The organism is Longimicrobium sp., assembly GCF_035474595.1.
Lineage (GTDB): Bacteria > Gemmatimonadota > Gemmatimonadetes > Longimicrobiales > Longimicrobiaceae > Longimicrobium.
This window is the reverse complement of record NZ_DATIND010000044.1, coordinates 108,316-122,850: the sequence shown is the minus strand read 5'-3', so window position 1 is coordinate 122,850 and position 14,535 is coordinate 108,316. Positions and strand designations below refer to the sequence as shown.

14 protein-coding genes are annotated in these 14,535 nt (G+C 70.8%); 9 read left to right on the top strand and 5 right to left on the bottom strand.

Going from position 1 to position 14,535, the window contains the following annotated elements:
• Positions 1–16: 16 nt before the first annotated feature.
• Complete coding sequence (locus tag VLK66_RS07455) at positions 17–2,107, bottom strand: M13 family metallopeptidase (RefSeq protein WP_325308757.1); 2,091 nt, start codon at positions 2,105–2,107, stop codon at positions 17–19.
• 493 nt (positions 2,108–2,600) lie between these two features.
• On the opposite strand from VLK66_RS07455, the gene glyA reads away from it, so the two are divergent.
• Both glyA and VLK66_RS07445 read left to right on the top strand, forming a co-directional pair.
• Positions 2,601–3,851: a serine hydroxymethyltransferase gene (glyA, locus tag VLK66_RS07450; RefSeq protein ID WP_325308756.1), complete on the top strand. Its 1,251-nt coding sequence runs from the start codon at positions 2,601–2,603 to the stop codon at positions 3,849–3,851.
• Between the two features lie 116 nt (positions 3,852–3,967).
• The gene (locus VLK66_RS07445) at positions 3,968–4,240 is read left to right on the top strand and encodes a hypothetical protein (protein WP_325308755.1); all 273 of its coding nucleotides are present in this window, start codon (positions 3,968–3,970) and stop codon (positions 4,238–4,240) included.
• A 151-nt stretch (positions 4,241–4,391) separates the two neighbouring features.
• On the opposite strand, the gene VLK66_RS07440 is transcribed toward VLK66_RS07445, so the two are convergent.
• Positions 4,392–4,847 carry a carboxypeptidase regulatory-like domain-containing protein gene (locus VLK66_RS07440; protein WP_325308754.1) on the bottom strand — a complete coding sequence of 152 codons (456 nt, stop codon included), beginning with the start codon at positions 4,845–4,847 and terminating at the stop codon, positions 4,392–4,394.
• Between the two features lie 336 nt (positions 4,848–5,183).
• Here VLK66_RS07440 and VLK66_RS07435 point away from each other — a divergent pair, with 336 nt between their 5' ends.
• Both VLK66_RS07435 and VLK66_RS07430 read left to right on the top strand, forming a co-directional pair.
• Positions 5,184–6,095, top strand: coding sequence for a c-type cytochrome (locus tag VLK66_RS07435; RefSeq protein WP_325308753.1), 912 nt, complete (start codon positions 5,184–5,186; stop codon positions 6,093–6,095).
• Between the two features lie 71 nt (positions 6,096–6,166).
• Positions 6,167–6,964 (top strand): hypothetical protein, encoded by a 798-nt coding sequence (locus tag VLK66_RS07430; protein WP_325308752.1) that lies wholly within the window; start codon positions 6,167–6,169, stop codon positions 6,962–6,964.
• Positions 6,965–7,261: 297 nt separating this feature from the next.
• Here VLK66_RS07430 and VLK66_RS07425 read toward each other — a convergent pair whose 3' ends face one another.
• A complete protein-coding gene (locus VLK66_RS07425) occupies positions 7,262–8,311 on the bottom strand; it encodes an LLM class flavin-dependent oxidoreductase (protein WP_325308751.1) in 1,050 nt (349 codons plus the stop codon).
• On the bottom strand, positions 8,311–9,270 hold the full coding sequence (locus tag VLK66_RS07420; RefSeq protein WP_325308750.1) for a hypothetical protein: 960 nt from the start codon (positions 9,268–9,270) through the stop codon (positions 8,311–8,313). Before VLK66_RS07420 ends, VLK66_RS07425 begins: the two co-directional genes overlap by 1 nt.
• A 330-nt stretch (positions 9,271–9,600) precedes the next feature.
• Here VLK66_RS07420 and VLK66_RS07415 point away from each other — a divergent pair, with 330 nt between their 5' ends.
• The 3 genes from VLK66_RS07415 to VLK66_RS07405 are packed head-to-tail and all read left to right on the top strand — an operon-like array spanning position 9,601 to position 10,343.
• The gene (locus VLK66_RS07415) at positions 9,601–9,822 is read left to right on the top strand and encodes a hypothetical protein (RefSeq protein WP_325308749.1); all 222 of its coding nucleotides are present in this window, start codon (positions 9,601–9,603) and stop codon (positions 9,820–9,822) included.
• Positions 9,795–10,130 (top strand): type II toxin-antitoxin system PemK/MazF family toxin, encoded by a 336-nt coding sequence (locus tag VLK66_RS07410; protein ID WP_325308748.1) that lies wholly within the window; start codon positions 9,795–9,797, stop codon positions 10,128–10,130. Before VLK66_RS07415 ends, VLK66_RS07410 begins: the two co-directional genes overlap by 28 nt.
• A complete protein-coding gene (locus VLK66_RS07405; protein ID WP_325308747.1) occupies positions 10,131–10,343 on the top strand; it encodes a hypothetical protein in 213 nt (70 codons plus the stop codon). It begins immediately after the preceding gene.
• Positions 10,344–10,422: 79 nt separating this feature from the next.
• Here VLK66_RS07405 and VLK66_RS07400 read toward each other — a convergent pair whose 3' ends face one another.
• Positions 10,423–12,132, bottom strand: a complete 1,710-nt coding sequence (locus VLK66_RS07400; protein ID WP_325308746.1) for a diguanylate cyclase — start codon at positions 12,130–12,132, stop codon at positions 10,423–10,425.
• Positions 12,133–12,785: 653 nt separating this feature from the next.
• Between VLK66_RS07400 and VLK66_RS07395 the strand changes: the two genes are divergently transcribed.
• Complete coding sequence (locus VLK66_RS07395) at positions 12,786–13,340, top strand: FHA domain-containing protein (protein WP_325308745.1); 555 nt, start codon at positions 12,786–12,788, stop codon at positions 13,338–13,340.
• Positions 13,337–14,086 (top strand): PP2C family serine/threonine-protein phosphatase, encoded by a 750-nt coding sequence (locus tag VLK66_RS07390; protein ID WP_325308744.1) that lies wholly within the window; start codon positions 13,337–13,339, stop codon positions 14,084–14,086. The genes VLK66_RS07395 and VLK66_RS07390 overlap by 4 nt, the downstream gene beginning before the upstream one ends.
• Positions 14,087–14,535: the final 449 nt, after the last annotated feature.

The following is a 14,535-nucleotide window of genomic DNA, read 5'->3' as shown; positions in this document are numbered from 1 at the left end:
CTTCTTCTCATCTCCATCACCACAGCTCCACGCGGACGCTGTCGGGGCGCACCATGGGGTCGCCGGGCCTGCAGGCGAAAGCGCGCGCGAATTCGGGGAGGTTGGAGAGCGGGCCGATCACCCGCCAGCGCGCCGGCGCGTGCGGGTCGGTGCGCACCGAGGTGCGGGCCGATGCCTCGCGCGTGTTGTTGCGCCAGTTCTGAGCCCAGGAGATGAAGAAGCGTTGCTCCGGCGTCAGCCCGTCGATCAGCGGCCGCGGCTTGCCGGCCAGCGCCCGCTGCAGCGCGTAGTACGACAGCGTGACCCCGCCCAGGTCGGCGATGTTCTCGCCCAGCGTCAGCCGCCCGTTCACGTGCACCGTGTCGACCGCCACGTAGCCGTTGTACTGCGCCACCATCCGGTCGGCGCGGGCGTTGAAGCGCGCCGCGTCCTCGGCCGTCCACCAGTCGCGCAGGTTGCCCTGGGCGTCGTACTGCCGTCCCTCGTCGTCGAAGCCGTGCGAGATCTCGTGGCCGATGGTGCTTCCCAGCGCGCCGTAGTTCACCGCGTCGTCGGCCTCGGGGTCGAAGAAGGGCGGCTGGAACTTGGCCGCGGGATAGGTGAGCGTGTTGCGCACCGGGTTGTAGCTCCCGCTCACCCGCTGCGGCACCGTGCTCCACTCCGACCGGTCCACCGGCTGGCCGATCTTGGCCCAGTTGCGCGCCGTCTCGAACGCCTCCACCGCGCGAATGGCGGGGATGAGCGAGCCGGGCTCGATCCGCAGCGCACTGTAGTCGGGGATGGTTTCGGGGTAGCCCAGCCGCGCCTCCAGCGTGGCCAGCTTCTCCAGCGCCCGCGCGCGCGTCTCCGGCCCCATCCACTCCAGCCCGGAGATCCGTTCGCGCAGCACCGCGCGCAGGTTGGCGATCATTCCCTCGGCGCGCGCCCGCGCCGCCGGGGTGAACACGCGCTGGCCGTACAGCCGCCCGAGCGCCGGGCCCATCTCGCCGCTGGTCAGCCCCACGCACCGGCGCCACCGCGGCGCGCGCCGGGCCGCGCCGGAGAAGTGCCGGTCGAAGGCGAAGTCCGCATCGGAGAGCGGCTTCGACAGATAGCTGGCCACGGAGTTCAGCACGTGCCAGCGCAGGTACGCCGACCACGCCTCCACCGGCGCCTCGGCCAGGAGGCGGTCCACGGCGCGCAGGTACTCGGGCTGGCCCACGTTCACCTCCGCCGCGGCGGGGATGCCCAGCGCGCGCTGGAAGGCCGGCCAGTCCAGGTGCGGCGTGAGCGCGGCCAGCCCGGCAGGCGCCAGCTTGTGGTACACGGCCTCGGGGTCGCGCATCTGCACCGGCGTCATGGATGCGCGCGCGAGCTGCGTCTCCATCTCCAGCACCCGCGCGGCGTCGGCGTCGGACGCGGCCTGCGGCGCGCCGGCAAGGACCAGCATCCGCGCCACGTGGCGGCGGTAGTCGTCGCGCAGCGCGCGCGAGGCCGAGTCGTCGCGCAGGTAGTACTCGGCGGTGGGAAGCGTCAGCCCGTTCTGCCACACCGAGGCGATGTTGCGCGTGGCGTCGCGGTCGTCCGTCGTGGCGAAGAAGGCGAAGGGGATGCCCATCCCCGCGCGCTGCAGCCGCGCCACCTCGCCCAGGATCGCGCCGCGGTCGCGCAGCCCGGCGATGCGCCGCAGGTCGCCCTGCACCGGCGCGGCGCCGTCGGCCTCGGCGCGCGCGGTGTCCATGCAGGCCGCGTAGAAGGTGCCCAGCCGCCCCTCCAGCGTCCCCGGGCGCGACGCGGCGGTCGCGGCCGCGTCTTCCAGGATCTGGCGGAGGGTGGCCGTGGTGCGGTCGCCCACCTCGTCGTAGCTGCTCCAGGTGGAGCGGTCGGCGGGGATGGGGTTCGCGTCCAGCCAGCCGCCGTTGGCGTAGCGGTAGAAGTCCTGGCACGCCTTGCACGTGGTGTCCATGTTCGCCGGGTCGATCCCCCGCCCGCCCGTGACGGCGAGCGGCCGGGACGGCGCTCCGCTCCCCGCCTCGGGCGCGGTGGCGGCGGGCACGGCCGCGGTCGCGCACCCCGCCGCGGCAGCAAGGACGAGCGGAAGACGGAAGATGCTTCGGGAGAAGCGCATCGGGCGGGGCTCCATGACAGGCGGGTGGGTCGCGCAAACAGATGGTGCTAGGAGATTAGCAGCGCCGCGCACATATGTCCAATCCACAAATCCATATCCATCGATACCGATAACGTATGGAGATGAAGATACCGACGCGGTCGCGCCATCTCCGCATCTCCATCCCCCAAAGCAGGTTTCAGGGAAGAATCGGTGCCTGCCGCCGACTCATGTGCGGAGGCTGGCCACTTACCGGCGACTGAAGTCGCAGCAACAACCACGGGAAGCCTCGCAAACTGCGCGAGGGTGTTCGGCTCACTCCGCGACATCGGCGCTCACGACCGATCTCCTCGCACTCTCGCACTCTCGCACTTCCGCACTTCCGCACTTCCGCACTTCCGCACTTCCGCACTTCCGCACTTCCGCACTTCCGCACTCTCGCACTCTCGCACCCGTCCGGTTACCTTCCGCCATCCCGACCAGCCACGAACGCGAGACCGTGCGAGGACGATAGATGGACGCCCTGAAGCAGGCCGATCCCGAGATCCACCGGCTGCTGGTGGCCGAGGCCGAACGCCAGGAGAACCAGCTGGAGATGATCGCCAGCGAGAACTTCACCTCGCAGGCGGTGCTCCAGGCCATGGGCTCGGTGCTGACCAACAAGTACGCCGAGGGGCTCCCCGGCAAGCGCTACTACGGCGGCTGCGAGGTGGTGGACGAGGTGGAGCGGCTGGCCATCTCCCGCCTGCTGCAGCTCTTCGGCGCCGACCACGCCAACGTGCAGGCGCACTCCGGCGCGCAGGCCAACATGGCCGCCTACTTCGCGCTGCTGGAGCCCGGCGACACCGTGCTGGGGATGAACCTGTCGGAGGGCGGCCACCTGACGCACGGCTCGCCGGTGAACTTCAGCGGCCGCCTGTACAACATCGTGGCCTACGGCGTGCGCCCCGACGACCACCGCATCGACTACGGCGCCCTGCGCGACCAGGCGGTGAAGGTGAAGCCGAAGATGATCATCGCGGGCGCCAGCGCCTATCCGCGCATCATCGACTTCGAGGTGTTCGCCGAGATCGCCCGCGAGTGCGGGGCGAAGCTGATGGTGGACATGGCGCACATCGCGGGTCTCGTCGCCACCGGCCATCACCCCTCCCCCGTCCCCCATGCCGACGTGGTGACGTCGACCACGCACAAGACGCTGCGCGGCCCCCGCGGCGGGCTGATCCTGGCGCGCGAGGAGCACGGCAAGGCCATCGACAAGCAGATCTTCCCCGGCATCCAGGGCGGCCCGCTGATGCACGTGATCGCCGCCAAGGCGGTGGCGTTCGAGGAGGCGCTGCGGCCGGACTTCGCCGACTACTCGGGCCGCGTGATCGCGAACGCCAAGGCGCTGGCCGGGGGATTGATGGAGCGCGGCTTCAACCTGGTGTCCGGCGGCACCGACAACCACCTGATGCTGGTGGACCTCCGCAACAAGGGGGTGACGGGGAAGGTGGCCGAGAAGTCGCTGGACCGCGCGGGGATCACGGTGAACAAGAACACCGTTCCCGGCGAGACCGAGTCGCCGTTCGTGACCAGCGGCATCCGCATCGGCACCCCCGCGCTCACCACGCGCGGCCTGGGCGAGGCGGAGATGCGCGCCATCGCCGGCCTCATCGAACGCGTGATCGCCGCGCCGGACGACGAGCAGGTGGCCACGGCCGTGCGCGGCGAGGTGCGGGAGATGTGCTCGCGCTTCCCGCTGTACGGCGAGTGGGCGCGGAGCTGAACGGCAGGGGGCAGGGGGCAGGGGGCAGGGGGCAGGGGACAGGGGGCAGGGGACAGGGGACAGGGGACAGGGGACAGGGGACAGGGGACAGGGGACAGCGAAAGGGACGGAGGGAGATGCTGGTGCGCGAGCCATGGTTCGAGGGTGAGACCAACGAGGAGCGGCAGGCCCGCCGCGATGCCTACGAGCGCCTGGCCGGCGCGGCGGGGCGGCTGGGGATGCCGCTGGAGCGCCTGGGCGCCATGCTGCGCCAGCTCCAGCGGAACGAGTCCGAGACGCGCCGCTTCCTGGCCGAGATCTACCGCGTCCCCGACGACTCGCTGGACGACTTCCTCCGCCTGCGCATGCAGGACCTGGAACGTGAGGAAGGCGGCGGATCGGGGAGCTGATCCCGGCACGCGCGGGACGTTAATCTTCCCTCTTCCACGCGATCCACACGCTTGGGGCGACCATTGAGTATTGCGAACGATCTCCAGGCTGCCTGCCGGATCAGGGACCGCATTCTCGGCGCGGCGGGCGCGTCGGTGGAGCGGATCCTCATCACGTGCGGGGGCGATAAATCCATCGGCCTGCAGACGGTGGTGCGGGGTCCAGCGACGGCATGGCCGGCCTCCTGAGAAAGTCCTGTTCCCATCCTCGACTTTCTGACGCGGTCACCGGCCGCAGCGGCACCGCGTCGGGCATCAGCTGCACCTCCACGTCCTCCGTCCGCCCGGCGGCCAAAGTGGCGCGCAGCGTCTGCACGTGGCGGCCGATGGCGCTCACCTCCACCTGGTGCGCGCCGGGCGCCATCGCCACGCGCACCGTGCCCCCGGCGTCGGTGACGGCCACGCCGCGGCCGTCGAGCTTCACCTGCGCGCCAGGCAGCGGCGCCTGCGTCTCCGAGGCGGTCACCGTCAGCACCAGCGCGGCCTCCTGCGCCGCCGCGCGCGAGGCGGCGGCCGCCATCGCCAGCGCGACCGCGACGGTGCGGATCGTCTTCAGCGGGAGCGTCATCGGCGGGGGGAGCCGGGGAAGGTGGAGAGCGGTGGGGAGCCCATGAAAGCGCGAAGAACGGGCGCGCGTGAGGGTTTGTGACGAAGGAGACGATGCGCCCCATCGCCATGCGGAACCTCCGGTGCCGGGGCGGCACGAAATGGCCGCAACCCGTGGCCCCGCATGGCGATCGGCGGAGGGGACTCCCTTGACGGGGCGAGGCCATCCGTTTACGCTGTACCCCAACCGCGCCTCTCCAGCCCGGCGCGGGGCACCGCCATCCCCATCTCCATCCCGTCATCCCGCCCCGGCGCCGCGCGCGTGCCGGCCCACGCTCGATCCCCCGGAGTATTCGCGATGCGCAAGCTGTTGAAATGGACCGGCCTTAGCGTCGGCTCCCTCGCCCTCGTGGTCGTGCTGGCCGTGCTGGTGGTGTACGCCGCCAGCGAGGTGCGCTTCCGCCGCGCGTACGACGAGGTGGCGGTGGCGCCGCTGCGCACCGGGCAGGGCAACCCGGCGGCGCTGGAGCGCGGCCGGCACCTGGCCACGGCCATCGCCAAGTGCGTGGACTGCCACGGCGCCGACCTGGGCGGCAAGCTGTTCATGGACGCGGGACCGCTGGGCGTGGTGTACGCCAGCAACCTGACCGCGGGGAAAGGCGGCGTCCTTGCCCGCTACAGCGACGGGCAGCTGGAGCGCGCCATCCGCCACGGCGTGGACGCAGACGGGCACGCGCTGGCCATCATGCCCTCGGCCGACTACTGGGCGATGGGCGACGCCGACGTGCAGGCGGTGATCGCCTACGTCCGCACCCTGCCGCCGGTGGACCGCGAGCTGCCCACCACCAACGTGCGGGCGCTGGGCCGGGCGCTGTACCTGGCCGGCAAGCTCCCCCTCTTCCCCGCCGAGCACATCACCCATGGCGCGCCTCGCGCCGAGCCGCCCGCGGCGGGCGTGACGGTGGAGTACGGCCAGTACCTGGCCACCATCGGCGGGTGCCGGGGGTGCCACGGCAAGGACCTGAACGGCGCGGCCGAGGGCGAGGGCCCGGGGATGCCGCCCGCCGCCAACCTGACCGCCGCGGGCGAGGTGGGGAAGTGGACGGAGCAGGACTTCTTCAACGCGCTGCGCACTGGCAAGCGCCCCAACGGCACCGCGCTGCGCCCGCCCATGCCCTGGGCGCTCAGCGGGCTGATGACGGACGACGAGATGCGCGCGGTGTGGCTGTACATCCGCTCCGTCCCCGCCAGGCCGACGCCCACGGAGTGATCCTCGCGAGAGACCGGCCCCGGGCACCGCGCCCGGGGCCGCTTTCGTTTCCGCCTCCACGGAATCCATCCATGCGCATCTCCATCGCTGCCGCCGTGATGCTCACGCTCGCCGCCACGCCGTCCGCCGCGCAGCGCGTGCGGCCCGTGCTGGACGTGGGGAGCGGCCGCCTGCTGGCCGTGGTGGTGGACGGCACCTGGCGCGACGCCGAGCACAACGCGTCGCTGGTGCGCGGCGGCGAGCGCTACCGCGTGTTCGCGAACGGCGCCGCGCGGGGCGTGGCCACGGGGTCGCGCGCGAACTCCATCGAGGAGCCGTGCCCGGACACCTACCTGGTCGAGCTGACGCCGAAGATGGAGGAGGGGGTGGGGGACGTGGCGGTGGTCGGCAGCTGGAACGTGCGCCCGCGCCCCGTCACGCGCGGCGACGCGAGCCTCCCCGCGTACCAGAACGCCGTGCGCGAGATGCTGGTGCGGCACGGGATCCGGAACCCGGTGGTGCGCATCACCGGCATCCTGCGCGCGGACCTGGACGGCGACGGCACGGAGGAGGCCGTCCTCAGCGCCACCCGCTCGCAGGCCGCCGGGGAGTCGACGCGCGTCCGCGCCGGCGACTACTCGCTGGTCATCGTCCGCAAGCTGGTGGGCGGCGTGGCGCGGACGATCATGCTGGAGGAGGAGTACCATCCCCGCACGAGCGAGGAGGAGATCCTGAACACCTTCACGCTGGGCGGCATCTACGACCTGGACGGCGACGGCCAGTACGAGATCCTGGTGCACGGGCAGTACTACGAGGGCGACTGGAGCACCGTCTACCGCATCCGCGGCACCACCCCCCGAATGCTCGCCACCGCCGGCTGCGGAGTGTAGATCGAAAGAACGCACAAGGAAGACGCACAAGGAAGACGTCATCCTGAGGCCAGCCACGCCGTCGCCCGACCCCGCACAAGCGCCCGCGGGCCGAAGGATCTATCGCCCGTATCGCACGTGAGTTGGGGGGAACGCGCCGGGCTTCGGTGCGATTCCTTCGCTCACGATAGACCCTTCGGCCTGCAACCTCTTGTGTAGCCGCTGGTTACGGTGTGGACGGCCTCAGGATGACGTCGGGTTGATGCGGCGAGGATGCACGAATTGGAGTTCCGGATTCGCGACGAGATCTTCCCTTCCTCAGGCCGCGACGGCCTCGGTGTGGCTTCCGTTCACGAGGGGGATGACCTCCTCGGCGAAGCGCTCCATCTCCTCCAGCTGCGGCGAGAACTGGAGGAGGACCAGGTCCAGCCCCGCCTCTTCGAGCGCGATCAGCCGCTCGGCCACCTGCTCCGGCGTGCCGACCAGGCCGGTGCGCAGCCCGCGATTGGAAACCGAGTAGTCCTCCAGGCTCACCCGTTGCTCCAGCTGCGTGTTGTTCAGCCAGTCCTGGTAGCTGTGGTACGCGTTCCCGCTCGACACGTCGGTGATGCGCTCCCGCTCGCGCTTCGCCTCGGCTTCCGTGGGACGGACGATGGCGTAGCCCGCGGCGCCGAACACCATCGGCGGCAGCCCCAGCGCCTCGCGGCGGGCGCGCATGTCGGCCACCTTCGGCGCGATGTTCTCCGGCGGGTCGCCGTGCGTCAGGAACCCGTCGCACATCGACGAGATCATCTCCTTGGCCGCGGGAGATTCGCCGCCGGCGTAGATCGTCGGCCGCGGGCGCGAGGCGGGCTTGGGCTCCAGCACGGCCTCATCCACCTTGTAGTATCGCCCCTCGTGCGTGAACGACGGACTGCACCACACGCCGTTCACCACCTCCAGCCACTCGCGGGTGCGGGCGTAGCGGTCGTCGTGCACGTCGAACTGCACGCCGTACTTCCGCGCCTCGGTCGCCCACCAGCTGCTGACCACGTTCAGCGACAGCCGCCCGCCACTGATGCGGTCGATGTTGGCCGCCTGCTTGGCGAAGATCACCGGCGGGTGGAACGTCGGCCGCACCGCCACCATGATCTCCTGCGTCTTCGTGACCGCCGCCAGCGCCGCCGCGGTGGACCACGCCTCCAGCGTGGGCGCGTCGGCGCCCTTGATGTCGTTCAGGAAGAGCTCGGCGATCAGCGTCAGGTCGAACCCGATCTCCTCGCCGCGGCGGGCCAGGCGGCTCACGTACTCCCAGCTGGCCTCCATCCCCTCGTCGTCCACGTTGCGCAGCCACCCGCCGAACACGGGCATCCAGTAGCCGAAGCGCATCAGCGGGCCTCCGCTTCCAGGTAGTCGGCCAGCCGCTGGAACGGGTCGAAGCCCACCACCTGCGGCGCGTCGGCCACGAAGTTCGACAGCGCGTTCACGTCGTAGAAGTAGTGCTTCCCGTCGCGCGAGTCCACGAAGTACTCTACCCCGCCCACCTCGATGCCCGCCTCGGCCATGATCCGCTCCACCTGCCCGATGATCTCGGCGGGCGGGGTGTAGCCCTCCACCCGCAGCCGGTTCTTCGGCGCGTCGACCGCGCAGGCGATGCGGTTCAGCTCGGCGCCGTCCACCCGCTGGCAGACGTCGGCGGGGCACAGGTCGAAGGTGTCGCCGGGGGTGTAGATGCGGATGCCGTACAGGAACTTGCCCCCCAGCACCTCCACGCGGGTGATGCGCCCCTCCTCGGCGGGCACGAACTCCTGCACCAGGCCGACGGAATCGATCCCCAGGTCCAGCGAACCGTCCTCCGACGCCTGCCGCAGAGTCTCCGGCGAGTCGAAGCGCCGCACCCCCGCCCCGCTCCCGCCGATGTTCGGCTTCACGGCGATGGGGTAGCGCAGCCCCTCGGCCGCGGCGAACGCCTGCGACGGGTGGTTGATGACGCGCGTCCTGGGATGCGGCAGCCCCAGACGGCGGAGGAGGTTGATCTGCACCGCCTTGCTGGTTTCCACCGCGTACGCGCCGCGGCCGTTCACCACGCGCACGCCGTTGCGCTCCAGGTGGTCCAGCCAGCTCTGGGTGTAGAAGATGGCGTTCCCCGCCCCGCGCAGGTACGCCGACGGGCTCATGCGGTTGAACACCAGCGAGTACGGCGGCGCCGCCTCGGGATCGTAGCGGTGCTCGGCCGCTGGGATGCGGACGAAGGGCGTGCCGCGCCGCTCCAGCTCGGTGAAGAGCGGGCGGAACCAGTCGGGGTGCTCGTGGAAGAGCGCGATCGGGCGCTCCTGCGTGGCGGGCATTCGGATCTCCTCGGGTCTGCCGAAAGAAAAAAGCCGCCGCTCCGTCAGATTGAGGGAGCCGCGGCCGGATTGCCGTCGTGGGGCTCGGGGCTGTTACCCCCGCCGGATCATGCCGGTTCGCCGCCTCGCGCGCACGCCGCCGCCCGCCCCCTCCGCGTGGAGGAGACACCAGCAACAGCGCATCCGCATCGTGCAGGCGTGGTTCGGCATGGCGCGGAGGATACCGGATGCCCCGGAAGCGCGCAAGGCATCCGAACTTGGCTAATCTCGTTGGGTATGGCATCTTTCATGTGCAAGTATTCTTGCACGGTAACTCGGATGAGGGAGGAAATGATGCCGCGCACCGTTGAAGCAGTTGTCGAATCCGGCGGCCATGTTCGACTGCTGGAAGATGTCAGCCTCCCGGAGCCGCGGCGCGCACTCGTCACGATCCTGGACGAGGCCGCAGAGGACCCTAATCTTACCGCGCTCCTGAGCGAGGCAGCCCTTGCCGAAGATTGGAACCGCGAAGAGGAGGATGCCGCGTGGGAACACCTTCAGCCGGAGAAGTAGTCCTCGTCCCCTTTCCGTTTTCAGATCTCAGCCAGTCGAAACTTCGCCCCGCAGTCGTCCTTGCCAGCGCCGGCCGGAACGACTTCATCCTGTGTCAGGTCACAAGCAACGCCTATGCGGATAATTCCGCTATCGAGCTGGCACAGGGTGATTTCGAGTCTGGATCGCTGCAGAGAACCAGTTACGCTCGACCGGGCAAGCTCTTTACCGCGCACGATTCGCTCGTGGTGAAAACCGCAGGCGTCCTTCGCGCGGAAGCGCGCAGCCGGGTGGTGGAACGCGTGATCGAGGTAATCAGGAACGGGTAGGTGAGCTTGCTCAACCGGGTATTCACCCGTTACTCCGAAATGACGAGGAACGAGATGGCGAACCTGAATGCCTTACATCCGTCGCTGGTCGGCCCGCGGCGGCCGGAGACGCCGCCTCCGCCCCGGCTGTCCCAGAGCCAGATCGAGAAGCTGGAGCGCTGGGCGCGCGAGCACGCGGCTGAGCATCCCCGAGATTTTCCGGGAAAGCGCTGACCTTTCGATCGATGTTCTGGAACGCCGAAGCCCCGCACGCATCCGCGCGCGGGGCTTCAAGTTTCTCTCAAGCCGACCCTTACCCCTCGCCGCTGCGCGCGGGCTCGGGGATGGTGCCGGCCTGGAGCTGGATGCCGATGAGGCGGTCGCGGCCCTGGTTCTTGGCGCGGTAGAGGGCCTGGTCGGCGGCCTCGACCAGCGCGGCGGGGTCCACCAGCTCGCTGCCGACGGCCACGCCCAGACTGGCCGTCACCCGCACCGTGCGCCCGCCGCTCGCGGCAACGCTCATCTCCCGCAGGTTGGCCCGGAAGCGCTCCGCGAACGCCAGCGCGCCGTCGAAGTCGCTGTCGTACAGCAGCACCGCGAACTCCTCGCCGCCGAAGCGCGCGGGAAGGTCGATGTTGCGCGCCGTGGAGCGCAGCAGCCGGCCCACGCGCGCCAGCACGTCGTCCCCCGTGCGGTGGCCGTAGGCGTCGTTCACCTGCTTGAAGAAGTCCAGATCGATCAGCACCAGCGCCATCGTCCCCCCCGACCGGCGGATGCGCTCCGTCTCGCGGCGCATCGCATCCTCCAGCACGTGGCGGCGCGCCAGCTCGGTGAGCGGGTCCACCAGCGCGGTGACCTCGGTGAGCGCCCACTTCCCCGCCGTGGCGATCCCCACCGCCATCACGAACACCAGGAAGCCGATCCAGAAGAGCGACGGCACGCTCGGCAGCACGTGCGCCACCGGGACGAAGTCGTACTCGCTGGCCAGGTCGTACACGAACGTCGCGGCGAAGGCGGCGGTGCCGAACACCAGCAGCCGCGCGTGCGGCCGGTGGCGCGAGGCCGCGCGGAAGGCGCGCAGCACGATGGCCAGCATCCCCACCGCCAGGGCCACGTCGATCCAGCGGTTCAGCTGCGCCAGCGGCCCCAGCGGCATCACCGCCGACACCGCGGCGAGCGCCACGAACGCGGCACACACCAGCTGCTCGCGGCGCCGCACGCGCAGGTCGAAGAGCGAGTAGACCAGGGCCACGAAGAAGGGCCCGCCCGCCAGCAGCGCCACCAGCCCGAGCCGATACGGGTTGGTGAAGGGGAGCACCATCTCGCTGATGGTGCCGCTGAAGGTGGCACCGTAGATGGAGATGGCGAGCGAGACGGTGGCGAACCACAGGTTCTCGCGGGCGGCGCGGCGGCGCACCCAGAAGGCCAGGTGGTAGATGCCGATGGCCAGGAAGAAGGCCACCAGCGTGCCGATGACCATGTCGCGCGGCGAGCGCTTGTCGGCCAGCACGTCGAAGCGGCCCATGCGCACCGAGCCCATCAGCCCGCCGTACGCGTAGTCGTTGTAGATGCGCACGGCCAGCAGGTGCCGCGAGCCCGAGGTGCGCAGCAGGCTGTCGGGCACCAGGAAGAGCGACGGGTTCACCGACTCGGTGAAGTGCGGGGGAAACTCCCCGCGCGCGCCGATCTTCACGCCGTCCCAGTACACCTCGAACGCGTCGCCCACGGTGGCGAAGAGCACGCCCACGGGCTCGCCGTGCAGGTCGGCGGGGAGCGTCACCTGCCGCCGGTACCAGCCGAAGCCGTCGTAGCCGGGGAAGACGTTCTCCCACTCGCCGGGCACGGCGGCCGTCGTCCAGGCGCGGTCGTCGAAGCCGGGGCGGGCCCACTGCGGCTGGTCGCCGCGGGACACCTTCCACCCGGTGCTCAGCACGATCGGCTTGCCGCGCCCCTGTGCGGGGGCCGGTGCCGGAAGCCCGAGCAGCGCGAGCGGGACGAGAATAAGGAAGAGGCGCCGGATCACGGGGTGTGGCCGCGCATGAGGAAAGGAGGCGGGATGAATGGGCGCCGAAGGATACCCAGGCGGGTGGGGAGCGTCAAGTAATTGGGACGAGGCGTGAGTGCATGAGTGCATGAGTGCATGAGTGCGTGAGTGCGTGAGTGCGGAAGTGCGGAAGTGCGGAAGTGCGTTGGCTTGGTACGTCCTCGGGAGAACTCATCGCGGGGCGGCTTTCGGAGCGCGCCCGCGCCCACGCGCCCTCTCCGGCCGGCCGAGGCCGTCCATTAGCTGGGCCGCATCCGCGCCGAACCACGTCATCCTGCCCGCGCGGCGACCTCCACGCCCACCCTCTGAGCGCCGCCGCGATGCCAGGTCCGGGACTCGCCTCACGCACTCATCCGACGAATGCGCAACCGTCCGAGCGCCGCCATCGAAGCTACCCCCTCCCGTTATCGGGAGGGGGTACGCGGCCCCAGCCGCGGGGGGAGGGCTCCGCGGCGCGCACCACACTCGTCTCCGCACCGATGCGGCGCGGCTCACGATTTCTCCGCACCTCCGCACTTCCGCACTTCCGCACTTCAGTTCTTGCCCTCCCGCCGCCCCCGCGATACGTTCCGGCCTCCCCGCAAAGCGTTGCAGCGAAAGACCGTTTCCACCGCCAGGAGCCACGCACGACCATGGCCACCAACCTCCCGCAGGCCGGCCCGCTCGCCACCTTCGGCGTTGCCGCGGGGCCGCGCTACGGCGAGCAGATCCCCGTGCCCGCGCCCGTTGTGACCGTGGGCCGCGGCGCCGGCGCCGACGTGGTGATCGACGACGACTCGGTGAGCGTGCAGCACGCCCGGCTGGAGTTCGACCTGGGCGCGTGGCGCATCACCGACCTGGACTCCACCAACGGCACCGCCATCGAGGGGGTGAAGCTCGCCCCCAACGTGCCCACGCCGCTGCCGTACGGCGCGGCCGTGCGCTTCGGCGGGGTGAAGCTGCAGTTCCGCGAGGTCGAGTCGGCGGACCTGGCGGCGGCGCGCGCGGCGTACGTGCCGCCCGCGAAGGAGGTCACGCTGAAGGAGGAGCGGCGCGGCTTCCGCTTCCCGCTCTGGCTGGCGCTGCTCGTCGTGATCCTGCTGGCGCTGCTGGCGTACGCCATCGTGCAGATGAACCAGCCGGCGCCGGTGCCCCGCCAGCTTCCCGCCCCCACCGACGTGCCCGCCGCGCGGGCCGGCCGGCCGTGAGGGTGAGCTGGGAGGCGGCCGGCGCCACCGACGTGGGGCGCGTGCGGCCGCACAACGAGGACTCGTTCCTGATCGACGCGCCGCGCGGGGTGTTCCTGGTGGCCGACGGGATGGGCGGCCATGCCGCGGGCGAGATCGCCAGCGCCATCGCCACCGAGTCGGTGGGGTCGGCGCTCCGGCAGGGGGTGGACGGCGGGCTGCGCACCGACGTGCTGGAAGAGGCCATGCGCCAGAGCTTCCACAACGCGCACATGTCCATCGTCAACTACTCGGCCATCAAGCCCGAGACCAGGGGGATGGGCACCACCATGACCGCGCTGGTGCTGTGCGACGACGGCACCTTCCGGCTGGGCCACATCGGCGACAGCCGGGGCTACGTGCTGCGCCACGGCGAGCTGGAGCAGGTCACCCGCGACCACACCTGGGTGCAGCGCGAGGTCGAGGCCGGCCGCATCACCGAGCGCGGGGCGCGGCGCCACCACCTGTCGCACGTGCTGACCCGCGCGCTGGGCGCGGACTCGCTGGACCAGCCGGACGTCTACGCCGGCACGCTCCTCCCCGGCGACATCGTGCTGCTGGCCAGCGACGGCCTCACGGGGATGCTCACCGACCGCATGATCCGCCGCGTCCTGGACCGCCCCGGCGAGCTGGCCGACATGGTCGCGGCGCTCATCGTGGGCGCCAACGAGCGCGGCGGCCGCGACAACATCACCGCCGTGCTGGTCCGCATCCTCGACGTGGACTGATCGTCTCCCTAACAACAGCGGGGGGATTCAGGAAACTCCAGCGATTTCCTTCCTCCTGCGCGCTTCGGCGGCGCCCGCGGAGCCCTCCCCCTGCGACTGGGGCCGCGTACCCCCTCCCGATAACGGGCGGGGGTAACTTCGTTCGGGGCGCGCGGAATCTTCCGCACGCTTCTCTTTCTCTGTGATGCGTGGCCCACACCGGTATCGCGGCGCGCTCCGCAGCTTTCCCCGCGCTGAGTTCTCCCCTCCCCCGCGGAGCGGGCGGTGGGGCCGGGGGTGGGGGCCAGCCCAGCGAGCAGGATGCATCCAGAGTGCGCCGAAAGCTTCTCCTCTCGGTCAGGTCTCCCCGTTCTCCTGCTGTCGGGAGAAGGGGGCCGGGGGGATGAGGGCTCCCGGCGCGCAGCGCCCCCGCCGTCGCCTGGACGCACACCATCATCCCAATCTCCTGA

Bases quoted from the DNA above. Each gene is read 5' to 3' on its own strand.
- VLK66_RS07445 (WP_325308755.1), top strand. From the start codon at position 3,968: ATGCTGGTGCGCGAGCCATGGTTCGAGGGTGAGACCAACGAGGAGCGG.
- VLK66_RS07415 (WP_325308749.1), top strand. From the start codon at position 9,601: ATGATGCCGCGCACCGTTGAAGCAGTTGTCGAATCCGGCGGCCATGTT.
- VLK66_RS07435 (WP_325308753.1), top strand. From the start codon at position 5,184: ATGCGCAAGCTGTTGAAATGGACCGGCCTTAGCGTCGGCTCCCTCGCC.
- VLK66_RS07430 (WP_325308752.1), top strand. From the start codon at position 6,167: ATGCGCATCTCCATCGCTGCCGCCGTGATGCTCACGCTCGCCGCCACG.
- VLK66_RS07395 (WP_325308745.1), top strand. From the start codon at position 12,786: ATGGCCACCAACCTCCCGCAGGCCGGCCCGCTCGCCACCTTCGGCGTT.
- VLK66_RS07455 (WP_325308757.1), bottom strand. From the start codon at position 2,107: ATGCGCTTCTCCCGAAGCATCTTCCGTCTTCCGCTCGTCCTTGCTGCC.
- VLK66_RS07420 (WP_325308750.1), bottom strand. From the start codon at position 9,270: ATGCCCGCCACGCAGGAGCGCCCGATCGCGCTCTTCCACGAGCACCCC.
- VLK66_RS07425 (WP_325308751.1), bottom strand. From the start codon at position 8,311: ATGCGCTTCGGCTACTGGATGCCCGTGTTCGGCGGGTGGCTGCGCAAC.
- VLK66_RS07440 (WP_325308754.1), bottom strand. From the start codon at position 4,847: ATGACGCTCCCGCTGAAGACGATCCGCACCGTCGCGGTCGCGCTGGCG.
- glyA (WP_325308756.1), top strand. From the start codon at position 2,601: ATGGACGCCCTGAAGCAGGCCGATCCCGAGATCCACCGGCTGCTGGTG.